Below are 21,743 nucleotides of genomic sequence, written 5' to 3'. Positions count from 1 at the left end.
AGCGCAACGAAGTTGCTCCACCCATGCGCACCGGTCGTGACGACGGCTCACCTCGAACGCTCCGGCTATGCACCCCAGCGCACCGGCCCGTCGGTCAACCCGCCGAAATGCCGGCTTTGCGGCGCTCCGGCCGACCGCTATACCGCGTGAATGAGCTTTGCCCGCGCCATCGCCACCGTCGGCGGACTGACCCTGCTGAGCCGGCTGGCCGGCTTCGCACGCGACATTTTGACCGCTGCGGTCCTGGGCGCCGGCCCGGTGGCCGACGCCTTCTTCGTCGCGCTGAAACTGCCCAACCTGTTCCGCCGCCTGTTCGCGGAAGGCGCCTTCGGCGTCGCCTTCATCCCGCTGTTCGCCGCGGAACTGCAGACCCGCGGCCGGACCGCCGCCGTGCGATTCGCGGAAGAGTCGCTGGCGATGCTGCTGGCGGTGCTGCTGCCCTTCACACTGGCGGCCGTCGTCGCGATGCCCTGGCTGATGCATGGCCTCGCCCCCGGCTTCTCCGACGAGCCCGCCAAGTTCGCCCTGGCGGTGGACATGGCGCGGCTGACCTTTCCCTATCTGGCGCTGATCTCGCTGGTGGCGCTGCTGGGCGGTGTGCTGAACGCGCTGGACCGCTTCGGCCCCTTCGCCGCCGCACCCATCGCCTTCAACCTGACCCTGGTCGCCGCCCTGCTGGTCGCGCCACGGCTGGGGCTGGAGCCGGGCATCGCCATGGCGGCGGCGGTCACCCTGTCCGGAGCGGTGCAGGTCGGATGGATGGCCTGGGCCTGCCGCAATGCCGGCGTGACGCTTCGCCTGCGGCGGCCCCGGATGACCGACGGCATGCGGCGGCTGTTCCGGTTGATCGGGCCGGGGGCCATCGGGGCCGGCGTCATGCAGATCAACCTGTTCCTGAACATCGTGCTCGCCTCGCTGCTGCCCTCGGGCGCCGTGTCGTTCCTTTACTATGCCGACCGGCTGAACCAGATGCCACTGGGCGTCATCGGCATCGCCATCGGCACCGCCCTTCTCCCGGTGCTGGCCCGCCATGCCGCCGCCGGGGACGAGGGCATGGTGCGTCATTATCTGAGCCGCGCGCTGGAATTCAGCCTGCTGCTTGGCCTTCCTGCCGCGGTCGCGCTGGGCGTGGCGGGGGCGCCGATGGTGTCCGTCCTGTTCCAGCGCGGCGCCTTCGGCCCGGACGAGGCGCACGCCACGGCCATGGCGCTCACCGCCTATGCCATCGGCATCCCGGCCTATGTGATCGTGAAGTCGCTGAACGCAGCCTTCTTCGCCCGCCACGACACGGTGACGCCGGTGCGCGTCGCGATCATCGTGACCGTTGCGACCGCCGCACTGGCACTGGCGCTGATGCCGTGGCTCGGGCATGTCGGCATCGCGCTGGCGACCGGGCTGACGGCGTGGCTGGATGTCGGGTTGCTGGTGGCGGCGATGCGCAGGCGCAGCCTGTTCGACCTGGATGACCGGTTGAAGCGCCGCGCACCCCGGATCGCCCTGGCCGCCGCCGGCATGGGAGCGGCGCTGCTGGTGGGCGGGCGTGTGCTGGACCCCTGGCTGGCGGCACCCTCCACCGCCTTACGGTTCACCGCACTGGCATTGCTGGTATCCGGCGGCGCCGCCGCCTTCGGAGCACTGGCGGTTCTGCTGGGCGGGGCCAAAATGGCTGATGTGAAGGGAATGCTGTCGAAAACGGCGCAACCAGCCGCAGAGCAGATCGGGTGAGACAGCAATTGACGGAAGCAACGCCACTTCCGTTCCTCGCTGACCGATCCCGGATGCGCGTTCTTTACTTCAGCGGCAGGTAGACGTCGGTCAGCAGATCATGCTCCGGCGTTTCTCCGGCGAAATTCAGGTAGTGGAAGTAGACCGGGAAGTCGCGAAGCTCTTCGCCGCTTTCCGGAAGCCAATGGACATAGAGGAACCTCACGACTTCGCCGATCTGTTCGTGCGCTCCCCGGTGCCTGACGACGGCGCAGCGGCCACCGGGGATGTGCTTTTTCACCACTCCCTGCGGATTTTCCGGCACCTCTCCATCGATCTCCCCGCAGATGTCAAACCGGAACTCGGCCGGTGCGGTCGTTTCAGGGTTGTCGAACGCAACGCCGAAGGTCCGGCACCGCTCGCGTGGCGATAGTCGACTGGCCTTGCGCCAGTCGATGAAGATGCGGGCCGAGTCATTCACGTCATCAATCGGGCCACGATGACGATAGGCAGCCACCACAACGGGCGGGAACTCGACGACCGAGACATCCATGGTCCTGATCCCCTTCCTTTTGATGTGACGATAGCGGTCGTGCCACTGCCGCCATTCCGGAGTTTTCCTGAACTCGGACGGCGTCTTGCCGAACGCATTCCTGAAGGCGCGGGAGAAGGATTCCGGCGTTTCGAACCCGGCGTCCAAAGCGATGTCGATGACCTTGTCGGCCGGATAGAAGGCCAGCCGGAACGACGCCCGCTTCAACCGTGCCAATTGGATGTACTTCCCGACGCTGATATCGAAATGAGCCGAGAATAGACGATGGAAGTGAAATTTCGAGAGACAGGCAACATCGCTCAACCTGTCGAGCGAAAGGTCGCCTCCCAGATTCCGATCGATGTAGTCGAACAGTCGGGAAAATCTCTGGTCGTACTCTTTCCTGCTCATAGTCGGTCCGGCATGCACGGTTGTTGACGGGAACCATAAGCCGGAGGACCCGCAGCCGTCCTGGCACATCTTGCTGAATATCGACCGACGATTCGGGTCGCCGGAATGGATGGATTCTGATATCGAGAATGCGGCGCTCCCCCACTTGACGGCGGTCATAGGCAGTCGTACAAGCGAACCTACGTGGTGATTTGGTCGACCGGCTTGCGGGCCACGTAAAACAACCCGCTAAAAAGGTCCGAGCCGCGTCCGCGCCTCGACCCGATCGGTCGGGGCTTTTTTTGTTTGCGGCCGGCCCTGCCCCACCGGCGATCACCAGGGGAGAGTGGCGGAATGTCGCGCACCGATCATCGCAATCCGAACGTTTCGGGCCTGCGCCCGCGGTCCAAGCTGGTCCATGGCGGCATCCGCCGCTCGCAGTTCGACGAGACCTGCGAGGCGCTGTACCAGACCTCCGGTTTCGTCTACGGCTCGGCCGAGGAGGCGGAGAACGCCTTCGCCAACGACGGCTCGCGCCACGTCTATTCGCGCTTCCGCAACCCGACCTCGGCGATGTTCGAGGACCGGCTGGCCGAGTATGAGGGGGCGGAATGGGCCTATGCCACGTCCAGCGGCATGGCAGCGGTGCATGGCGCGCTGATGAGCGGGCTGCGGGCCGGCGACCGGGTGGTTGCGCCGCGGGCGCTCTTCATTTCCTGCTATTGGGTCCTCAAGGAACTGTGCAGCCGCTTCGGCATCGAAACGGTGTTCGTCGACGGCACCAATCTGGCGGAGTGGGAAGAGGCGCTGTCCAAGCCGACCAAGGCGGTCTTCCTGGAAACCCCGTCGAACCCCGGCCTTGAGGTCGTCGACCTGGAAGCCGTCTGCAAACTGGCCCACAAGGCCGGCGCGGTGGTCGTCGCCGACAACGCCTTCGCGACGCCGGTGCTTCAGCGCCCGTTCGACTTCGGCGCCGATGTCATCATCTATTCGGCGACCAAGCACATCGACGGACAGGGCCGCTGTCTGGGCGGCGTCATCCTGGCCAAGGACGGGAAATACGCCTCGGAAGTGATCCACCCCTTCCTGCGCAACACCGGCCCGACGATTTCCCCCTTCAATTCCTGGCTGCTGCTGAAGGGCATGGAGACGCTGGAGCTGCGCGTGCACGCCCAGTCGGCGGCGGCACTGCAGGTGGCGGAGTTCCTGGAAAGCCATCCGAAGGTTGCCCAGGTGCTCTATCCGCTGCTGCCCAGCCACCCGCAATACGATCTGGTGCGCAAGCAGATGACCGGCGGCGGCAACATGCTGTCGGTCTTCCTGAAGGGCGGCAAGACCGAGGCGTTCAATGCCCTGAACGGACTGCGGATGGTGATGATCTCCAACAATCTGGGCGATTCGAAGAGCCTGATCACCCACCCCGCCACCACCACCCATTCCAAGCTGACCGACGAGGAAAAGGTCGCCGCCCGGATCGAGCCCGGCCTGCTGCGCCTGTCCGTTGGTCTCGAAGACCCGCAGGACATCATTGAAGATCTCGACCGCGCGCTCGCCGAGGCGTAAAGATCGTGCCGGAACTTATGCTGCAGTGCAGCGTTGACGCTGAAGCTCCGGTTCAGGCAACGATTTGAGAGAGGCGACGCCCATGTCACGACAGAACGCCGGCAACGGCCATCCCACCGACAGGCTCATGGCGGTGGCGGGCCAGCTGACCAAAACCGGCCTTCGCAGCAGCGAAATGGGCGTCGCGGCGGCGCAGACCATCGGCTACCGCACCGCGATGATGGCGGCGGCTATGTCGAACCCCATCGACTTCGCCAACCCGGAATTCATCCGCATGGGGTCCGAGAAGGTCGAGGCGGCGGTGGAGGCCTTCCACGCCGTGGCCACCGGCATCAGCGAGTTCGGGCAGGCCTGGTTCACCATGGTGACGAAGCAGACCCAGGCGGCTGCCGTCACCATCGGCGGCCTTGCCGCGTGCAAGAATCCGGTCGAGATCGTCGACGTCCAGCAGCGCCTGCTGGCCGATGCGGTCGATGCCGGCATCCATGCCAACCTGCGCCTGATCGAGGCGACGGCGGCGCTGGCCGCCGCCGGCATGAATCCCGCCTACCGCAAGGTGCGCGCCAACGCCCGCCGCCTCGCCCGCGAGCAGGCCTGACCGCTCAGACCACGTCCGGCGGAGCCAGACGGCAGCAGCTGCCGTCATGCTCCACCTGGATGGTTGCGTGGCCGATGCCGAAGCGGTCCTTCAGCACCGACGAGATTTCCAGCAGCAGCGCGTCGTCCTGGTTCATGCCGGGACGGACGAGATGGGCGGTCAGCGCGGTTTCCGTCGTGCTGATCGGCCAGATGTGCAGGTCATGCACCGCGGCGACGCCCGGCAGTCCGGCCAGATAGCGCTCCACCCCCGCTGGGTCGATGCCATCGGGCACCGCATTCATCGCCAGCCGCACCGAATCACGCAGCAGTCCCCAGGTGCCGGCGATGATCACCAGCGCGATCACGATGCTGGTCACTGGATCGAGCCAGAACCAGCCGGTGAAGCGGATGGCCAGCGCCGCCAGCACCACGCCCACGGACACCGCCGCGTCCGCCACCATGTGCAGGTACGCGCCGCGCAGGTTGATGTCCTGCTTCTGTCCGCCGATGAACAGCCAGGCGGTCCAGCTGTTGATGACGATGCCGATCACCGCCACCACCATCACCGTGGTCTCCGCCACCGGTTCGGGCTCCACCAGCCGGGTCGCCGCCTCCAGCAGGATGGCGCCGACGGCGATCAGCAGGATCATGGCGTTCAGCAGCGACGCAAGGATCGAGGCGTTCCCGAAGCCGTAGGTGTAGCGCCCCTTCGGCAATCGCCGTCCCAGCCACGCCGCACCCCAGGCCAGCAGAAGCCCCATCACGTCGCTGAGGTTATGCCCGGCGTCGGCCAGCAGTGCGGTGGAGTTGGCGAGCAGACCATAAACCGCTTCCACCATAACGAAGCCGATGTTTAGCAGCGCGCCCAAGGCGAAGGAACGGTCGTAGCGGGCGGGGGCGTGAAGATGGCTCCCATCGGTATGGGTGCCGTGGGTGTGACCGCCATGGGAATGGCCGCCGTGGATGTGTCCATGCGGCATGGTGGAAAGCCTCGTCGGAAGGTGCATTGCAGCACACGCAACCATGGGCCCGCCGTCGCGGGAGGGCAAGAGCCGCGCAACGGTGGTCCGCCCCCTCTTGCGCCGATCCGCTGCGGCGCCTAGCTTCGCGCGGTCACTCACACCAACCGTGAACGAAGGAATTGGTCATGAAGGCGCGCGTCACCTGGGTGGACGGCAAGATGTTCGTCGGCGAATCCGGCAGCGGCCATGCCGTGGTGATGGATGGCGCGCCCGAATCCGGCGGTCGCAACGCCGGCATCCGCCCGATGGAAATGCTGCTGATCGGGATGGGCGGCTGCACCTGTTTCGACATCGTGATGATCCTGGAGAAGGGCCGCCAGCAGATCACCGACTGCGTCGCCGCCATCGAGGCCGAGCGGGCGGAGACCGACCCGAAGGTCTTCACCAAGATCCACGTCCACTTCACAGTGACCGGCCGCAAGCTGGATCCGGCCAAGGTGGAGCGTGCCATCGCGCTGTCGGCGGAAAAATACTGCTCCGCCTCCATCATGCTGGGCCAGACCGCGACCATCACCCACGACTTCGAAGTGGTCGAAGCGCCGTAAGGGCGATATTTGACGGTCACCAGCACCTTTTCGGTTGCATCCATACGCATGAAGAGCGAAGGATCGGACGAGATTTCCGTTCCTTCGCGATCATCGCGTGCGCATCCTCGCCCTCATCTTCCTCGCAGCCGCCTTTCCTGCCCATGCCGACGACGGGCCATCCGGCCTGTCCGGACCAAGCCTGTCCGATTGGGGCGGGGTCGGGCTTTTGCAGATGCCGACCGCGCGAATGGCACCCGATGGGTCGATGAGCGGCGGGCTGACGGCGCTCGGCGACCTGCACCGTCACTATGCCATCTCCGTGCAGCCGCTGCCCTGGCTTGAGGTCACAGCGCGCAACAGCGCCTATCCCGGCTATTACGGACTCAGCGAACCTGGCCTCGACCTCAAGCTTCGCCTGCGGCGGGAGGACGAACGCGGGCCGGCGCTGGTCGTCGGCGGGCGGGACGTCACCGGGTCCGGGCTCGACCTGCCGGGCAAGGGGCGCTTTGCCGGCGAGTACATCGCGCTGTCGCGCCGCTGGTGGGACGTGGACCTCACGGTCGGCATGGGATGGGGAACGCTGGGCGAGGCTGGGCACCTCCGCAATCCGCTGCGCTTCCTGGGCGGCCGGTTCCGCCGCGACCGCGACCCGTCGGCATGGCCGACCAGCCGCGGACCGGGGGCATGGTTCAGCGGCGAACGGGTGGCTCTGTTCGGCGGGGCGGAATGGCACATGCCGGCCATGGGACCGCTGGAAGGGCTGAGCCTGAAGCTGGAGTCATCCGGCGACCGCTTCCGGGCGCAGCGGCAGGACGAGCCCGGCTTCGAGCCCGGCAGTCGCTACAGCATCGGCCTGTCCTGGCGCCCGGCATCCTGGGCCGATCTGGGAGCCGCCTATGAGCAAGGGCGTCGGCTGATGCTGCGCCTGTCGGTCCGTTTCGATCCGGCTGTGGATGCCGACCGCTCCCAACGTCCTCCACCCGCGGTGGGGCCAAGGCCATCGGAAGGGGCTGGGCTGTCGGCAGAAGCCATCGCACTGGTCGCCCGCAGCCGCGGCCTGCCCGTCCGGTCCGTTCGCATCGACGGCGACATGGCGACCCTTTGGCTCGACCCGGCCGGCGGCGGGCATCTGGCGCTGGCCCGCGAGGTGGGTGACGCCGCACGGCTGCTTGCCGATCTTGCCCCGCCACAGGTGGAGAGGCTGCGCGTGGTCACCGGTGCGGCGGGAGTAGCCACTGCCGCCACCACCCTGCTGCGCCGCGATCTGGAGCGCGCCGCCGGTCACCGCAGCAGTCCCGAGGAGATTTGGCGCACGACCGTCATAGAGCCGTCCGCCGGCCCGGTGCCGGACTGGCGTCCGCGGTTCGACCTGTCGACCCGGCTGGTCGCGACCTTCGATCTGGCGGAACTTGGAACCACGCTCGCCCAGCGCACCCACACCGATGTGATGCTGCGCGGTGAACCGATGCGCGGGCTGGTGCTGGGCGGCGGCCTGCGCATCAACGCCGCAAGCGACCTCGACCTGCTGGACACCAACGCCCTGCCGGCGGCACATCCGGTGCGTAGCGACCTGCCGCGCTATGTGGACCGCCCGCTGTCGCTCGACCATGCCTATGCGGCGTGGCTCGGCAACCCGGTGGACGGGCTGACCACCCGGCTGTCACTGGGCCAGTTGGAAGAGATGTATGGCGGCATCGCGGCGGAGGCTCTGTACCAGCCGCTGGCCGCCCGCTGGGCCGTGGGCCTTGACCTCAACCAGGTCTGGAAGCGGCGGCCGGACAGCCTGTTCGGCATCGACCGCGCCGATGCGCGCGGCACCGGCCATGCCAGCCTCTATTGGGAGGCGCCGGGGGCGGGCACCACCACGGCGTTGCGGCTTGGGCGCTATCTGGGTGGCGACTGGGGCGGAACGGTGGAGGTGATGCGGCGCTTCGACGGCGGCATCGGCCTGACCGCCCACGCCACTTGGACAGAGGGGCCGGACGGCGCCCAAAGCCGCTTCGGCGGGCGGATGGATTGGGGGCTGGCGCTGGTGGTGCCGATCGGAACATCGGGCTGGATGCCGGTCGGCGGCACCGTCGAGACGGCGGTGCGCACGCTGGGGCGCGATGCGGGGCAGCGCCTGCAGCAGCCGCTGCCGCTCTACGACCTGCGGGTGCCGGGAGGCTATGGCCGCCTCGCCGGCACATGGTCCCGCCTGTTGAACTGAGGTCAGCGGACAGCTGCACCGGTGGGTGTCGTTGTGGCGGCATGCGGGTCGAGGACCACGGTCGTCCATTGACCCTGCCGGTCCATCGCGCTGGCGACGTAGCGGTCGCCGTCCTTGCGGAAATCACGCACCGACACGTAGCCGGCGGCACTGAGCTGATTCAGCAGCGTGGTCTGCTGCAACTCGACCGGCTTCTGACCGGGAGCGCGGCGCGCGGCGATGTTGGACGAGACTCCGCCGGAGCTTCCCAGGCCGGTCGACATCGAGCGGTCGGCGCCCGTGCTGCCGGAATAGGTACTTGAATAGGTATATTGCGCCATCGCGGCCGGAGCCGCCGCGAGCGTGACGACGAAGGCCGCCAGCCAGAGCTTGGTCTTCATCTTTCCCTCTCCTGCGGATGGTCGCCGCGACCGGACCGCGGCGTCGCCGGAGGTCGAGCCGCCGGCCGTCTGGGTAAGGAAACGCCCAAGAGCGCCGGATGTTGCATAAATGCCAGACCTCCACGGTCCGAGAGTGCACGGGTATTCCGGCCGATACAGGGCGCGGGAACATCGTGCCCACGGCATTGTTCTGTACTTCGAATGCCGCCGCACCGGCTGTGCTTACCGTCACCTTGGCCCGTCTTCCCGGACAGGAAGACATCGGGGTGCGGAGACGACGGGACGGCGGATGCGGCCACGACTTGTCTCATGCGCGACGCCCGAAGTCCTTCGAAGATCTTCGGCCGAGCGAGGGAGGGTATGATGCTCTATTGGGCTCTTGTTTTCTTCGTCATCGCGCTCATCGCCGGCGCGCTCGGGTTCGGTGGGATCGCGTCGGCCAGCTCCGGCGTCGCACAGATCCTGTTCTTCCTGTTCCTTGTGCTGTTCGCCATCAGCCTGATCATGGGTCTGGTCCGGCGACGGTAGCGCCACGGCATCCACCGGGCGATCCGCCCATGGCTTTCCCGTTACGGGATGGAACCATCGGCGGACCGCCCGGTTGATTGCGGCATCTCCTGAGGCTGCAACACACACACTCTCTCCCCCGTAAGTGACGTCAGGGCCGGCGAGCCTGGGCGGCGCTTCGATTGTCCCCGCCTTCGGCGGCGTCTTCCCCGGACGCCGCCGTTCTTTTTTCCCCGGCGTCAAAGACGGAAACGGAGCCCGGACATGAAAACGGGGCGCCCGGCCGCCGGACACCCCGTGTTTCACGATGCTCGCCGCTGCGGATCAGGCGTCCGCGTCCTCCCCGGGATCGCGGCCTTCCATCAGCAGGCGGAGCGCGCGGCGCCCGCGTGACAGGCGCGACTTCACCGTCCCGATCGAAATGCCGAGAATATCGGCCGCCTCGTTGTAGGAAATCCCTTCCAGGCCGATCAGCAGCACGACCTCACGCTGTTCGTTCGGCAGCAGGGCGAGGGCGCGACGCAGGTCGCGAAGCTCCATCCGCACGAATTGCGATCCCGGTGCCGCGCCGATGGCGGCCTGCGCTTCGGCGTCGATGTCGACCACCGGCTGGCGGCGGCGGACACCGTTGATGTGCAGGTTGCGCAGGATGGTGAACAGCCAGGCGCGCAGGTTGGTGCCGGGGCGCCACAGATGCAGGCGGGACAGCGCACGTTCAAGGCATTCCTGGACCAGATCGTCGGCCAGCGTGGCATCGCGCACCATGGCGCGGGCGAAACGGCGCAGGCGCGGGATTTCCTCTTCGATCTGCCGGATCACCGCCGGATCCGGCGGTGCATTGGGATCGGGACGGAATTCGTCGGCGGGTGCACCGTCGGCTGGGTCGATGTGGGCCGCGTCCATCTCGGTTGCGTCGTTCTTGGCCGCATCGCTTCCGGCTTCGGCCTCGATGGCCTCGGCATGAACGTTCAAATGGGTCTCCGTCTGAGCCGCGGCATTCTGCGCGCCATCGGTGGCGGCACGGCCGTTACGGGCATCGGTGGGGTGCTGGTCAGTGTACGTCGGCGCGCGGTCCGAACGGGTCCGGCCGACGGCCTCGGCGCCGAAGGCTACAGGCTCGACCGGGGCCGGGCCGCGCATTCGGTGGCTCAAGGTGGTCGCGACGTGGTTCGCCATCGGTGAAACGATGCCTCCTTCAATGCCGTTCGCCACGGCCGCACCGACCACTTTCGCGGTTCTCCGGCACTGCCGGGGCCTCCGGCGCGACGGCCCCGGACTAAGGTGTGCTTCCTTCGTCCGGGGCCGCCGAATTTGCAGCCGATTATCTGGCCCGATCCCTACGTAATGAGCGTACAAACGGGCTGCCAGTTGGGAAAAAGGCTAGTGGGTCATACAATCGGGCCAGATTACCCCTAGAGTACCCCGTGTATCCCAGGGCGGTCACCGTTCGAGCATTGGCTTTAAATTTGGTCTTTCGTTATCTCTCCAACACGATTGGAGGACGCATGACCAACTTGAAAAGAAAAAGACCGACCGAAACATGTCGATCGGTCTATGGATTTTTTATTGGTGGCGCCACATCAAGCAGTACTGGTGACGTAGTGACAGGCAGCCAGCCTTCCGTTTCGCATTATGCCGCCAACTCTGCCGGTCGGTGCAGCAGACGCCGCGGCGTCCTCCCTGTGAGTTCTGACCTCGACCTTTCGATGGTCTCAAACGGCTTCAATAAAATCATACAGGGGGGTCCGGTGGAACACCACACGAACCTTTGCGGTACGCCGTCCGCGTCGCGCGCTTCTGCAACCCATCAGCGCACCCGCCGGCCGGTCTCCAGCCGTGCGCGCATCGGCGCGCTGGCCGCCGCCCTGATGCTTCCGGGCATGCTGGCTGCCGTTCCCGCCAAGGCCGGCGTCGCGGAGAAGACCGTCGCAGCGCTGGAGGCCCTCGCCAACAAGGGCAGCGTCCGTGCCCAGTATGAGCTGGCGCAGCATTACGAGCGGGCCGACGGGGTAAAGGCCGACCCGCGGCTTGCCTTATCGCTCTACTGCCGCGCGGCCCGTCAGGATTATGCCGACGCGGCACTGATGGCCGGGCGCATGCACATGGCCGGAGTGGGCGGCGTCAACAAGGATGCCGAGCTCGGCCGCGCCTGGCTGCGGAAGGCCGCCGCGCTGGGCAGCGAACAGGCGGAGCGGCTGGTCGGCAGCGCCGGCAGCAACGTGAAGACCCCGGACCGCTGCGAACCGCCAAACCTGCGCTGGGGCATCATCCGCAAGCCGCCGGCCGAAATCCGCGCCATGGTGCAGAAGATGGCGCCGACCTACGGCCTCGACCCCGATCTCGTTCTGGCGGTCATCGCGGTGGAGTCCGGCTATCGCGTCGACGTGGTGTCGAACAAGAACGCCCAGGGCCTGATGCAGTTGATCCCGGAGACGGCGGAACGCTTCGGGGTCACCAACCCGTTCGACGCGGAACAGAACCTGCGCGGCGGCATGAAGTACCTGCGCTGGCTGCTGGCCTATTTTGACGGCAACGTCACCCATGCGCTGGCCGGCTACAATGCCGGCGAGGGGGCGGTCCTGCAGTACAAGGGCATCCCGCCTTACCGCGAGACCCAGGATTACGTCGTCAAGATCCGCAGCATCTACGCGCAGACCTATCACCCCTTCAACCGGGGAATCGTGCAGTCCGCCGGCTTGGTCAGCACCGCGCGAGAAGAGGTTGCCGAGCTGTCGCTTTCGACCAGGGCGCGCAGCAGCGGAAAACGCTGAGAACGACAGATTGCGACTCGGAAAAATGCGACTCGGGCGACTCGGGGCGCGTTTGGTTAACACTTTGGTTATAAAGTGACGATTACCCTCGGGGAACGACGGATTTCGCAAGTGCTGGCGTCTCGGACAAGGACGCCATCCCGCGTCACCCGCCAGCGTCTCACCCGCAACGTTTCATCCGAACGTTTCCCGAGGACCCGCCCGATGCCCATGGCCGCCGACGTCGACACCATCGAACGCACCTCCATCGTCGCCTACACGCTGCTGAACGAGCTTCATGAAGTCCTGGCCCTGCCCAAGGCTCCGGACGACGTCACGCTGGGCATTCTGATGGGCATGGCCATGTTCCTCGACGACAAGGTCGGCCCCATGCGCGCCAAGCGTCTGATGAGCGAGGCGCCGTCCATCGTGCTGAAGACTGACGCCCACGTCACGGCCGACCAGACCCAGCGCATCATGCCGGTCCTGCGCGCCTTCGGCGACCACCTGAAGGAACTGCGCATGAAGGCGGAGCGTCCGGTGAGCGGCACCGTCGGCTGACCGCCCGCCGTCCACAAACGGACCCTCCACCAAATGAACCCGGCGCCTGAAACTGCGCCGGGTTTTCGGCGTTTGCGTGGCGGTAACGGATTGTCAGGCAGCTTGACCAATTGGTGAAATGGGCGGAAGCTTGCCGCCCATGGACTGGTTCACCGGGATCGGCATCGTCGCCATTGCGGCCGGCATCACCATCAGCCTTGTCGTGCTGGTGGCCGTCGGGTCGATCCGCCGCAGCCTGAACGAGGCGTCGGCGCGCCAGTCCCAGCAAATCCGCAAGCTGACGGAGACGGTGGCGACCCTGTCTGCGCAGCATCAGGCGGCGCAGACCCGCATCCAGCAACTGACCGACGCCAACCGCAAGATATCCGACGAGCTGACGGCTCTCGGCGAGCGGCTGAGCGATGCCGACACGGTCCAGCGCGTGTCCGGCACGGCGAGGCTTCTTCATTGACCGCGACACTGCTTTCCGACTCCGCCAGTCCCGACGCCGCCCGCGAGCGCGACCGCTGGGCCGCCAGCGCCGATGCCTGGGACCGCTGGGCCGACCCGATGGCCGATCTGGCCGACAAGCTGAACCGCCCGCTGCTGGACGCCGCCGGACTGGCGGAGGGCGAACGGCTGCTCGACCTTGCGTCCGGCGCGGGTGAGCCGGCGCTGAGTGCCGCACGCCGCGCCGGGCCGGACGGGCTGGTGGTCGGCAGCGATCTCGTGCCCGGCATGATGGCAGGCGCGGTGCGCCGTGCCCGTGACGTCGATGGAGCGGCGCCCGCCTTCACTGCGGCGGACATGACCGCCCTGCCCTTCGCCAACGCCGCCTTCGACCGCGTGACCTGCCGCTTCGGGATCATGTTCGTGCCGGCGGTGGAGGCCGCGCTGCGTGAAGTCCGTCGTGTGCTGCGCCCTGGTGGAAAGGCGGCCTTCATGGTGTGGGGACCGCGTGCCGGCAACGGCCTGTTCGCCGAGATCGGCGATGTCGTGGCCGCCCATCTGGGCGAGGATGGCAGCCTGGACCCGCTGTTCCGCTTTGCCGAGCCAGGACTGCTCGCCGACGCCATGCGTGCCGCGGGATTCGGCGAAACCGCGGAGACCGACCTGACCCCGCTCCGCAAGGCGCCGGCCGGCCAGCCCTTCTGGCGCGCCGCACTGGACATGAGCTTCGGCCACCGGCTGGGCGGCCTGGGCGCGGAACAACGCGGCGCGCTGGAGGCGGACATCGCTCGGCGGTTCGACGCGCAGGCGGTGGACGGGATCGTGCCGGTACCATCGCATGCGCGGATCGTGGTGGGCTGGTAAGGCCGGCGGCCGCGGCCGATCCTATCCGAAAAGCAGAAAGGCCGGGCAAACGCCCGGCCTTTCCAATTTCAAGCCACTTGTACTCAGGCGAAGGCCTTGTACGCGATCAGCGTGAAGGTGTCGCGCACCCCCGGCAGGGTCTGAACATGCTCGGTCACGAAGCGGCCGATGTCGTCGTCCTGCTTCAGATAGCACTTCATCAGCAGATCGTACTGGCCGGAAATCGAATGCACCTCCGACACCTGTTCGATCACCTGCACGGCCTGATCGGCGACCTCATAGGCCTTGCCGAGATCGCATTTGACCATGACGAAGATGGTCTGCACGGGCTCAGCCCTCCTGCGACTGTTCGGTCGAGGTTTCGGCGGACGGACGCGGACGGGCGGAGCGCAGCATGAAGGCCGGCATGTGGTCACCGAAACCGATCACCGGCACGTCATCGTCGTCGTCGTCACGGCGGCGGCGGCGGTCACGGTCACGATCGCGGCGGGGGTCGTTGTTGCGGCGTGCTTCGGCTGCGGCCAGCGATTCGCGGGGCTGACGCTCCTCGCGAACCGGACGGTCGTCGCGGCTGGACCGCTCTTCACGAACGGGCCGCTCCTCACGAACCGGCCGTTCCTCACGAGCCGGCCGTTCCTCACGGGCGGCGCGCTCTTCGCGGGGCGGCCGATCCTCACGGACGGCGCGCTCCTCACGCGGGGCGCGGTCTTCACGGCCGCCGCGGGGCGGACGGGCTTCCGACTTGGCAGCGCGACCGCCACGGCCACGGCCACGCCCGCGGGAGCTGCTGTCTTCCTCGCCGAACTCGGCCGTCTCCAGGCCGTCGATGGCGATCATGGGGATCTCCCGCTTGATGAGGCGCGCGATGGCGCCGACCAGTTTCGTGTCGTCGGGCGTGGCCAGCATGAAGGCGCGGCCCTGCTTGCCCGCGCGGCCGGTGCGGCCGATGCGGTGGACGTAATCGTCCGGGGTCAGCGGCACGTCGAAGTTGAAGACGTGGCTGAGGCCCTGCACATCGATGCCGCGGGCGGCGACGTCGGAACAGACCAGCAGGGTGATTTCGCCCTGCTTGAAGCGCTCCAGCGTCTCGGTCCGCTTGGACTGCACCATATCGCCATGCAGCGCGCCGACATTGAAGCCGTGACGTTCCAGCGACTTCTGCAGCACGGCGATGTCGCGCTTGCGGTTGCAGAAGATGAAGGCGTTCTTGACGTCCTCGGTCTGCAGCAGATGGCGCAGCGCCTTGCGCTTGTCCATCTCGTGCACCAGGACCATCGCCTGCGTCACCGTTTCCGCCGGAGAGGCGGGCGGAGCGACGCTGATCTCCATCGGATCGCTGAGGAACGCATCGGCCAGACGGCGGATTTCCGGCGGCATGGTGGCCGAGAAGAACAGGGTCTGGCGGTTCTTCGGCAGCTTGCTGACGATGCGCTCGATATCGGGGATGAAGCCCATGTCGAGCATGCGGTCGGCCTCGTCGATGACGAAGACCTTGATGTCGTTCAGCATGATGTTGCCGCGCTCGAACAGGTCGATCAGACGACCCGGAGTCGCGATCAGCACATCCACGCCGCGGTCGAGCTTCTTCACCTGTTCGGTGAAGGTCTCGCCGCCGATCAGCAGCGCCATGCTGAGCTTGTGGTGCTTGCCGTAGGTCTCGAAGCTTTCCGACACCTGGGCGGCCAGCTCGCGCGTCGGCTCCAGGATCAGAGACCGCGGCATCCGCGCCCGGGCACGGCCCGACGCCAGGATGTCGATCATGGGCAAGGTGAAGCTCGCCGTCTTGCCGGTGCCCGTCTGCGCGCAGCCCAGCACGTCGCGGCGTTGCAGGACACAGGGAATTGCCTGTTCCTGAATGGGCGTCGGTTGGGTGTAACCCTTGTCCTCGATGGCGCGCAGGACGTCAGGGCCAAGCCCAAGTTCCGAAAAAAGCATCCAACCTGTTTCTGTTCTGGAGTGCGCAAATCGAGCGGTCATCGCTCGACGCCTGGATGAGGCCGAAGAATAGGTAGACAAAGCGCCATGTCAATAGATCCGATGTTCCGAACCCAAAAATAGGCGCGAAAACACGCCGCGTTGGCGAAATCGATCCCCTGCGCTAGGCTGTCCGACGGCGGTGGCGCGAGTCGCGGCCATTGCCGGCACCCTGGATAAGGGCGCCAAGCCCCAAATGGAACGGTCGAGTGCATTTGATGATTCTTCGTGCCCAGGAATCGGTGCTGGTGGTGGTCGACGTCCAGGAACGCCTGCTGCCGGCCATCCACGAATCCGACCGCGTCGTCCGGCATGCCGGGATGCTGTTGAAGGCTGCAGCCACGCTCTCCGTGCCGGTGCTGGTGACGGAGCAGTATCCCCGAGGCCTCGGGCCGACGGTGGAGGCGGTGCGCGCCGAGCTGCCGCCCGGCACCCCGGTGATCGAGAAGATCACCTTCGGCAGCACCGGCGAACCGGCCTTCAACGCCGCGGTGGAGGACCTGAAGCGTCCACAGATCGTGCTGTGCGGGACGGAGGCGCATGTCTGCGTGATGCAGACGGCGCTGGGCCTGCGCCAGCAGGGCCATGCGGTCTATCTGGTCGCGGATGCGGTGTCCTCGCGCACCCCCGCCAACCACGCCGCCGCGCTGGAGCGGATGCGCGCAGCCGGCGTCACCATCGTCACCACCGAGATGGTGCTGTTCGAGTGGATGGAACGGGCCGGCACGCCGGTCTTCAAGGTCGTCAGCGCCCTGGTGAAGTGAGCGCAGGAGAAGCCCGATGTCGAACAGCCGCCCGCCTGTCCGCCCTGCCCTGATCCTGCTGCCCGGCATGCCGCTGGATGCGGCGCTGTGGAACCATCAGGCCCGCCATCTCGCGGACATCGCCGACCCGCTGGTGGTCGAACTCGCGGAGTGCGATTCGATCGCCGCGATGGCCGACAAGGTACTGGCGACGGCGCCCGACCGGTTCGCCGTCGCCGGGCTGTCGATGGGCGGCTATGTCGCCCTGGAGATCCTGCGCCGCTCGCCGGAGCGGGTGGAAAGGCTGGCGCTGCTCGACACAAACGCCCGCCCCGACACGGCCGAGGCGACCGCCACCCGACGCGAGGCGGTGGCGCTCGCCCGCCAGGGCCGCTATGGGCAGGTGATCCGCGCCGCCCTGCCCCGCCTGATCCACCCCGACCGCATGGCGGACGAAGGTTTCGTCCGGTCGGTGCTGGACCAGATGGAGCGGGTGGGGGTCGACGGCTATGCCCGCGAGCAGGAGGCGATCATCAACCGTCCGGACAGCCGGCCCGGCCTCGCCGCCATCCGCTGCCCCACGCTTGTGGTCTGCGGACGCCAGGACGTGCTGACCCCGCCCGCCCTGCACGAGGAGATGGCGGACGCCATCCCCGGTGCGAGGCTGGTGCTGGTCGAGGACTGCGGGCACCTGTCGGCCATGGAGCAGCCGCAGGCGGTGACCGCCCTGATGCGCGACTGGCTGCTGCGCGACTGAAGGCCCGCGACTACCGTCAGCAGTCGATGGCGCCGCAGAACAGGTCGGCTTGCCGGCTGGGGAACAGGGTGAAGGTCATGTCGCTGATCAGGCTGCGGAAATCGGGATCGTCCGGCCCCTGAGGCCGGTCGAGCCATCCGGTGGCCGACGTCAGCGCCCCGCCGGAGCGGCAGAACGCACCCTGCACCACGATGGGTCCACCCGGCGGCGACGTCGGGATCGGCCCGTCCGTGCAGAGCGACGAGTTCAGCATGTTCTCCGCGACGTTGAAGGCCAGAACCACCTTGTAATCCCGCCGTGCCGTCTCGTTCGGCGTGGTGGTGAGGTTGGTCTTCACCCCGGACACGCGGTTCTGCATGTGGGGCAGGACCTTTTCGGCGAAGCGCTCCGGCGGCAGGCCGAAGGGATCGCCATGCAGAACCACGCGCAGGTCGCGGTTCCCCGCCGCATAGGAAACCTCGCTGCGCGTGTAGGCCGGAGCCGGTTCGCTTGCCACCACCCTCTCGTTGGAGCAGGCGGCGAGGACCGAGGCACCCAGCAGAAGGGCGGCGAGCGGCGGGAGCATGCGCATGATCGGATCGTCCGTTGGTATCGCTGGGCGGGATATGGGGAGCGGTTGCCGGATGGGCGAGTGCTCCCCTGTCCCGTGGCCCGGATCCGTCACATGTCCCGCAGCCATTTGTCCGCAGCGCGGGCGATCAGGCCCGGATAGTCGGGATGCTCCAGCCCGATCAGGGGAAGGCCGAACTCCGCAACGATGCGTGCGACCGTCAGGTCGGACAATTCCACCCCCAGCATCCGGGCGCGGCGGGCGATCGCCAACTCCTGGCCCCAGACATAGACGTGCCTTGCGCCGGTGTTGCGCGCCATGACCCGGGACTGCTCCATCCGCTCGTCGCCGTTGATCGGCAGCCAGATGTCGGTCATCAGCGTGTCGGCCGGTTCCTCGGTGCGGAATTCCAGCGCATCGGCATTGACGAGGACGATCTTCGCCACGGCCTCTGCCGGAAGCTGGTCAAGCAAGCCGATGCGCCGGTTGACCTCGATCACGTCAGGGTCGAGTTCCACCACCGTGACCCGCGTCACTTCCGGCCGCAGCGCCGCATTCACCGCCGACCAACCCATGCCCATCCCCATCACCACCGTATGGCCGGTGGCGGCGCGGACGCCGATCTCCTGGCTCTCGATCTCCATCGGCGTCATCGACATCCAGCAGCGGGGGTCGCCATCGGCCTCGCGCCGGAACAGGGCGGCGGTGCCGGTCGTCATCAGCGCCGGGCTCCAATAGCCGGAGCTCACCAGCATCGGCGCCACCCGCAACTGCCAGCACCCGACCTCGCAAGGCTGGTAGCGCGGCACGAACAGGTCGGTGGTGAAAGGAGTCAGCGACGACAGTGCTTCGGCAACCATCTCGGGCGGGATGGCGTCAGCCGGGATGTGCGCTCCAGGGAAGGCTAAGGGGTGCATGCGTCTCCTGCGGGATCGGGCCATTGTCCGCGAGAGGTTCTCGGGAGCGGCAGCTTCCGTAATGATAGACCAGGGACGCCATTCCCCATAACCGTGAATTTGCTACGGGAACTTCCACTCCCAGCCATCCCAAAGGGGGGCTTCCCGAGTCTTCAGCCGCAATCAGACCAACGCACGCCCTCGACCATTGCAGCGACGCCGGAGGGTTACATCCTTCAGATGATTGGAAAAACGATCTTTGCACTCCGGCATGGCGCAGGTCGCAACCTCGCCATGCCGGCCGCCGCCATCACACGTCGATGTCGTCCGCCTTCACGAACTTCGCGTTGTCCTGGATGAAGCGGAAGCGAAGCTCCGCCTTCTTGCCCATCAGTTCCTCGACGAGGGAGCGGGTGCGCTCGAATTCCGGCTTTTCTTCCGGATCGGCGGCATTGGGCACCACCACGCGCAGGAGCGAGCGCTTGGACGGGTCCATCGTCGTGTCGCGCAGCTGGGCCGGCATCATCTCGCCCAGGCCCTTGAAGCGGCTGATGTCGGGCTTCTTGCCCTTGAACATCTTCGACAGCAGCTCGTCCTTGTGGGCGTCGTCGCGGGCATAGACCTGCTTGTTGCCGTGGCTGAGGCGGTAGAGCGGCGGCAGGGCGAGATACAGGTGGCCTTCCTGGATCAGGCCCGGCATCTCGCGGTAGAAGAAGGTCATCAGCAGGGAGGCGATGTGGGCGCCGTCGACGTCGGCGTCCGTCATGATGATGACCCGCTCGTAGCGCAGCTTGTCGGTCGAGAAATCCTTGCCGATGCCGCAGCCCAGCGCCTGGGTCAGGTCGTTCAGCTCCTGGTTGGCCTTCATCTTGTCGACCGACGCGCTGGCAACGTTCAGGATCTTGCCGCGCAGCGGCAGGATGGCCTGGGTCTCGCGCTGGCGCGCCTGCTTGGCGGAGCCGCCGGCCGAGTCGCCCTCCACCAGGAACAGTTCGGTGCCCTCGGGAGAGTTGCGCGAGCAGTCCGCCAGCTTGCCGGGAAGGCGCAGACGGCGGGTTGCCGACTTGCGCGTCATTTCCTTGGACTGCTTGCGGCGCGCCCGCTCTTCCGCCTTTTCGATCAGGCGCTCCAGCAGGGCGTTGGCGCTCTGCGGATCGCCGGACAGCCAATGGTCGAAATGGTCCTTCACCGCGGTCTCGACGAGGCGCTGGGCCTCCGCCGTCACCAGCTTCTCCTTGGTCTGGCCCTGGAAATGCGGTTCGCGGATGAAGACCGACAGCAGGATGCAGGCGTCGCCCATCACGTCGTCGGCGGTGACCTGCCCGGCGCGCTTGTTGTTCGTCAGCTCGCCATAGGCCTTCAGGCCGCGGGTCAGCGCGGTGCGCAGGCCGGCCTCGTGCGTGCCGCCCTGGGGAGTCGGCACGGTGTTGCAGTAGGTGTGCGAGAAGCCCTCGTCATCGTCGGGCCACGCCACTGCCCATTCCACCCGGCCCTGGCCGTTGGGGAAGTCGAGCGCGCCGGCGAAAGGCGCCCGCGTCAGCGTCTTGCGGTCCTTCAGCGCGGCGGTCAAGTAATCCTGCAGCCCGCCCGGGAAATGCAGGGTCTCCGATGCCGGCGTGGTGGCGTCGACCGACAGCAGCGCCGGATCGCAGCTCCACCGGATCTCCACCCCACGGAACAGATAGGCCTTGGAACGCGCCAGCCGGTACAGCCGGTGCGGTTCGAAATGAGCGGTCTCGCCGAAGATTTCGGGGTCGGCGTGGAAGCGGATGGTGGTCCCGCGACGGTTGACGTTGCCACGGTGGGCCAGCGGCCCCTGCGGCAGGCCGCGGCTGTATTCCTGGACGTAGAGCTGCTTTTCGCGGGCGATCTCGACAGTCAGCCGGTCCGACAGGGCGTTCACCACCGACAGGCCGACGCCATGCAGGCCGCCCGAAGTCTGGTACACCTTGTTGGAGAATTTGCCGCCGGAGTGCAGCGTGGTCATGATGACCTCCAGCGCCGACTTGCCCGGGTACTTCGGGTGGTCGTCGATGGGGATGCCGCGCCCGTTGTCGCGCACCATCACCGTGCCGTCGGCGGCCAGCTCCAGGTCGATGCGGCTGGCATGGCCGGCCACCGCCTCGTCCATGGCGTTGTCCAGGACCTCCGCCACCAGATGGTGCAGCGCACGGTCGTCGGTGCCGCCGATATACATGCCCGGCCGGCGCCGGACGGGCTCCAGCCCTTCCAGAACCTCGATATCCTGGGCGGAGTAGCTGTCGGCCTTGGGGGCCGTGTTCTCGAAAAGATCGCTCATGACGGGATGATAGGAATTTCGTCAGGGGTGCGCAAGCGCATCCTGTGCCGTTTATAGTGCGGTGCCACAAGCTTTTGTGCAGGAAATTTTCGTGACGCCGGAGGAAGCATGAGCGCAGCGCACGCATACGACTTCGACAATGGCCCCGCCCTGCGGGCCATCGCGATGCCGGCGGACACCAATCCGAACGGCGACATCTTCGGCGGCTGGCTGCTGGCGCAGATGGATCTGGCCGGCGGAACCGTGGCGGTGCGGCGCAGCCACGGCCGCGTCGCCACCGTCGGCATCGAGGCGATGACCTTCCACAAGCCGGTCTTCGTCGGCGACGAGGTCAGCTGCTTCGCCCGGATCGAGAAGGTCGGCCGCACCTCGCTGCGCGTCCGCATCGAGACCTGGGTGCGGCGCGAACGTTCCGGCTCCGACCCGATCAAGGTGACGGAAGGCGTGTTCACCTACGTCGCCATCGGCGAGGACCGCAAGCCGCGCGAAGTGCCGCCGGAGTGAGCG

22 protein-coding genes and 1 riboswitch are annotated in these 21,743 nt (G+C 67.0%); of the genes, 13 read left to right on the top strand and 9 right to left on the bottom strand.

The features are described 5' to 3' along the window. The first annotated feature begins 150 nt into the window (after nt 1–150). A complete protein-coding gene (murJ, locus tag J2Y49_RS06150; protein WP_310113267.1) occupies nt 151–1,725 on the top strand; it encodes a murein biosynthesis integral membrane protein MurJ in 1,575 nt (524 codons plus the stop codon). Between the two features lie 64 nt (nt 1,726–1,789). On the opposite strand, the gene J2Y49_RS06145 is transcribed toward murJ, so the two are convergent. Continuing rightward, complete coding sequence (locus tag J2Y49_RS06145; protein ID WP_310113265.1) at nt 1,790–2,806, bottom strand: AraC family transcriptional regulator; 1,017 nt, start codon at nt 2,804–2,806, stop codon at nt 1,790–1,792. A gap of 14 nt (nt 2,807–2,820) precedes the next feature. Beyond that, nucleotides 2,821–2,900: riboswitch (SAM riboswitch) on the top strand. Nucleotides 2,901–2,980: 80 nt separating this feature from the next. On the opposite strand from J2Y49_RS06145, the gene metZ reads away from it, so the two are divergent. Both metZ and J2Y49_RS06135 read left to right on the top strand, forming a co-directional pair. After that, nucleotides 2,981–4,189 (top strand): O-succinylhomoserine sulfhydrylase, encoded by a 1,209-nt coding sequence (gene metZ / locus J2Y49_RS06140; RefSeq protein WP_310113263.1) that lies wholly within the window; start codon nt 2,981–2,983, stop codon nt 4,187–4,189. Nucleotides 4,190–4,271: 82 nt separating this feature from the next. Next, nucleotides 4,272–4,787 (top strand): phasin family protein, encoded by a 516-nt coding sequence (locus J2Y49_RS06135; RefSeq protein ID WP_310113261.1) that lies wholly within the window; start codon nt 4,272–4,274, stop codon nt 4,785–4,787. 4 nt (nt 4,788–4,791) lie between these two features. On the opposite strand, the gene J2Y49_RS06130 is transcribed toward J2Y49_RS06135, so the two are convergent. Continuing rightward, on the bottom strand, nt 4,792–5,748 hold the full coding sequence (locus tag J2Y49_RS06130) for a cation diffusion facilitator family transporter (RefSeq protein WP_310113259.1): 957 nt from the start codon (nt 5,746–5,748) through the stop codon (nt 4,792–4,794). 167 nt (nt 5,749–5,915) lie between these two features. Between J2Y49_RS06130 and J2Y49_RS06125 the strand changes: the two genes are divergently transcribed. Beyond that, complete coding sequence (locus J2Y49_RS06125; protein WP_014247921.1) at nt 5,916–6,335, top strand: OsmC family protein; 420 nt, start codon at nt 5,916–5,918, stop codon at nt 6,333–6,335. Between the two features lie 97 nt (nt 6,336–6,432). Continuing rightward, nucleotides 6,433–8,526: a YjbH domain-containing protein gene (locus J2Y49_RS06120; RefSeq protein WP_310113258.1), complete on the top strand. Its 2,094-nt coding sequence runs from the start codon at nt 6,433–6,435 to the stop codon at nt 8,524–8,526. Nucleotides 8,527–8,528: 2 nt separating this feature from the next. Here the strand turns inward: J2Y49_RS06120 and J2Y49_RS06115 are convergent, their stop codons facing one another. Continuing rightward, nucleotides 8,529–8,906, bottom strand: a complete 378-nt coding sequence (locus tag J2Y49_RS06115) for a hypothetical protein (RefSeq protein WP_310113257.1) — start codon at nt 8,904–8,906, stop codon at nt 8,529–8,531. Between the two features lie 363 nt (nt 8,907–9,269). Here J2Y49_RS06115 and J2Y49_RS06110 point away from each other — a divergent pair, with 363 nt between their 5' ends. Beyond that, nucleotides 9,270–9,434, top strand: a complete 165-nt coding sequence (locus tag J2Y49_RS06110; RefSeq protein WP_014247924.1) for a DUF1328 domain-containing protein — start codon at nt 9,270–9,272, stop codon at nt 9,432–9,434. A 303-nt stretch (nt 9,435–9,737) separates the two neighbouring features. Here the strand turns inward: J2Y49_RS06110 and J2Y49_RS06105 are convergent, their stop codons facing one another. Continuing rightward, on the bottom strand, nt 9,738–10,589 hold the full coding sequence (locus J2Y49_RS06105; RefSeq protein WP_310113255.1) for a sigma-70 family RNA polymerase sigma factor: 852 nt from the start codon (nt 10,587–10,589) through the stop codon (nt 9,738–9,740). A gap of 572 nt (nt 10,590–11,161) precedes the next feature. Here J2Y49_RS06105 and J2Y49_RS06100 point away from each other — a divergent pair. The 4 genes from J2Y49_RS06100 (at nt 11,162) to J2Y49_RS06085 (ending at nt 14,017) form a co-directional block, all read left to right on the top strand. Beyond that, nucleotides 11,162–12,184 (top strand): transglycosylase SLT domain-containing protein, encoded by a 1,023-nt coding sequence (locus J2Y49_RS06100; RefSeq protein WP_310113251.1) that lies wholly within the window; start codon nt 11,162–11,164, stop codon nt 12,182–12,184. A 204-nt stretch (nt 12,185–12,388) separates the two neighbouring features. Beyond that, a complete protein-coding gene (locus J2Y49_RS06095; protein ID WP_014247927.1) occupies nt 12,389–12,724 on the top strand; it encodes a hypothetical protein in 336 nt (111 codons plus the stop codon). Between the two features lie 139 nt (nt 12,725–12,863). Beyond that, the gene (locus J2Y49_RS06090; RefSeq protein ID WP_310113249.1) at nt 12,864–13,175 is read left to right on the top strand and encodes a hypothetical protein; all 312 of its coding nucleotides are present in this window, start codon (nt 12,864–12,866) and stop codon (nt 13,173–13,175) included. Beyond that, nucleotides 13,172–14,017, top strand: coding sequence for a methyltransferase domain-containing protein (locus J2Y49_RS06085; RefSeq protein WP_310113248.1), 846 nt, complete (start codon nt 13,172–13,174; stop codon nt 14,015–14,017). The genes J2Y49_RS06090 and J2Y49_RS06085 overlap by 4 nt, the downstream gene beginning before the upstream one ends. Before the next feature lie 83 nt (nt 14,018–14,100). Here J2Y49_RS06085 and J2Y49_RS06080 read toward each other — a convergent pair whose 3' ends face one another. Both J2Y49_RS06080 and J2Y49_RS06075 read right to left on the bottom strand, forming a co-directional pair. Further along, complete coding sequence (locus J2Y49_RS06080) at nt 14,101–14,343, bottom strand: Lrp/AsnC ligand binding domain-containing protein (protein ID WP_310113246.1); 243 nt, start codon at nt 14,341–14,343, stop codon at nt 14,101–14,103. A 4-nt stretch (nt 14,344–14,347) separates the two neighbouring features. Then, nucleotides 14,348–15,952 carry a DEAD/DEAH box helicase gene (locus J2Y49_RS06075; protein WP_310113244.1) on the bottom strand — a complete coding sequence of 535 codons (1,605 nt, stop codon included), beginning with the start codon at nt 15,950–15,952 and terminating at the stop codon, nt 14,348–14,350. A gap of 257 nt (nt 15,953–16,209) precedes the next feature. Between J2Y49_RS06075 and J2Y49_RS06070 the strand changes: the two genes are divergently transcribed. Beyond that, nucleotides 16,210–16,755 (top strand): hydrolase, encoded by a 546-nt coding sequence (locus J2Y49_RS06070; RefSeq protein ID WP_310113242.1) that lies wholly within the window; start codon nt 16,210–16,212, stop codon nt 16,753–16,755. A gap of 16 nt (nt 16,756–16,771) precedes the next feature. Beyond that, the gene (locus J2Y49_RS06065) at nt 16,772–17,491 is read left to right on the top strand and encodes an alpha/beta fold hydrolase (protein WP_310113240.1); all 720 of its coding nucleotides are present in this window, start codon (nt 16,772–16,774) and stop codon (nt 17,489–17,491) included. 16 nt (nt 17,492–17,507) lie between these two features. Here J2Y49_RS06065 and J2Y49_RS06060 read toward each other — a convergent pair whose 3' ends face one another. The 3 genes from J2Y49_RS06060 to parE form a co-directional block, all read right to left on the bottom strand. Then, nucleotides 17,508–18,062: a hypothetical protein gene (locus J2Y49_RS06060; RefSeq protein ID WP_310113239.1), complete on the bottom strand. Its 555-nt coding sequence runs from the start codon at nt 18,060–18,062 to the stop codon at nt 17,508–17,510. Nucleotides 18,063–18,151: 89 nt separating this feature from the next. Further along, nucleotides 18,152–18,958 (bottom strand): hypothetical protein, encoded by an 807-nt coding sequence (locus tag J2Y49_RS06055; protein WP_310113238.1) that lies wholly within the window; start codon nt 18,956–18,958, stop codon nt 18,152–18,154. Between the two features lie 289 nt (nt 18,959–19,247). Further along, nucleotides 19,248–21,236, bottom strand: coding sequence for a DNA topoisomerase IV subunit B (gene parE, locus J2Y49_RS06050; protein WP_310113236.1), 1,989 nt, complete (start codon nt 21,234–21,236; stop codon nt 19,248–19,250). Nucleotides 21,237–21,344: 108 nt separating this feature from the next. Here parE and J2Y49_RS06045 point away from each other — a divergent pair, with 108 nt between their 5' ends. After that, nucleotides 21,345–21,740, top strand: coding sequence for an acyl-CoA thioesterase (locus J2Y49_RS06045; protein WP_149221828.1), 396 nt, complete (start codon nt 21,345–21,347; stop codon nt 21,738–21,740). Nucleotides 21,741–21,743 lie beyond the last annotated feature (3 nt).

This window comes from Azospirillum sp. BE72 (assembly GCF_031455875.1).
Lineage (GTDB): Bacteria > Pseudomonadota > Alphaproteobacteria > Azospirillales > Azospirillaceae > Azospirillum.
Note: the sequence above shows the minus strand (reverse complement) of the source record. Positions and strands in the feature narration are given on the sequence as shown.

Coding starts and splice junctions, on each gene's coding strand:
- murJ (WP_310113267.1), top strand. CDS start 151: ATGAGCTTTGCCCGCGCCATCGCCACCGTCGGCGGACTGACCCTGCTG.
- J2Y49_RS06145 (WP_310113265.1), bottom strand. CDS start 2,806: ATGACCGCCGTCAAGTGGGGGAGCGCCGCATTCTCGATATCAGAATCC.
- metZ (WP_310113263.1), top strand. CDS start 2,981: ATGTCGCGCACCGATCATCGCAATCCGAACGTTTCGGGCCTGCGCCCG.
- J2Y49_RS06135 (WP_310113261.1), top strand. CDS start 4,272: ATGTCACGACAGAACGCCGGCAACGGCCATCCCACCGACAGGCTCATG.
- J2Y49_RS06130 (WP_310113259.1), bottom strand. CDS start 5,748: ATGCCGCATGGACACATCCACGGCGGCCATTCCCATGGCGGTCACACC.
- J2Y49_RS06125 (WP_014247921.1), top strand. CDS start 5,916: ATGAAGGCGCGCGTCACCTGGGTGGACGGCAAGATGTTCGTCGGCGAA.
- J2Y49_RS06115 (WP_310113257.1), bottom strand. CDS start 8,906: ATGAAGACCAAGCTCTGGCTGGCGGCCTTCGTCGTCACGCTCGCGGCG.
- J2Y49_RS06110 (WP_014247924.1), top strand. CDS start 9,270: ATGCTCTATTGGGCTCTTGTTTTCTTCGTCATCGCGCTCATCGCCGGC.
- J2Y49_RS06105 (WP_310113255.1), bottom strand. CDS start 10,589: ATGGCGAACCACGTCGCGACCACCTTGAGCCACCGAATGCGCGGCCCG.
- J2Y49_RS06095 (WP_014247927.1), top strand. CDS start 12,389: ATGCCCATGGCCGCCGACGTCGACACCATCGAACGCACCTCCATCGTC.
- J2Y49_RS06090 (WP_310113249.1), top strand. CDS start 12,864: ATGGACTGGTTCACCGGGATCGGCATCGTCGCCATTGCGGCCGGCATC.
- J2Y49_RS06075 (WP_310113244.1), bottom strand. CDS start 15,952: ATGCTTTTTTCGGAACTTGGGCTTGGCCCTGACGTCCTGCGCGCCATC.
- J2Y49_RS06070 (WP_310113242.1), top strand. CDS start 16,210: ATGATTCTTCGTGCCCAGGAATCGGTGCTGGTGGTGGTCGACGTCCAG.
- J2Y49_RS06065 (WP_310113240.1), top strand. CDS start 16,772: ATGTCGAACAGCCGCCCGCCTGTCCGCCCTGCCCTGATCCTGCTGCCC.
- J2Y49_RS06060 (WP_310113239.1), bottom strand. CDS start 18,062: ATGCGCATGCTCCCGCCGCTCGCCGCCCTTCTGCTGGGTGCCTCGGTC.
- J2Y49_RS06055 (WP_310113238.1), bottom strand. CDS start 18,958: ATGCACCCCTTAGCCTTCCCTGGAGCGCACATCCCGGCTGACGCCATC.
- parE (WP_310113236.1), bottom strand. CDS start 21,236: ATGAGCGATCTTTTCGAGAACACGGCCCCCAAGGCCGACAGCTACTCC.
- J2Y49_RS06045 (WP_149221828.1), top strand. CDS start 21,345: ATGAGCGCAGCGCACGCATACGACTTCGACAATGGCCCCGCCCTGCGG.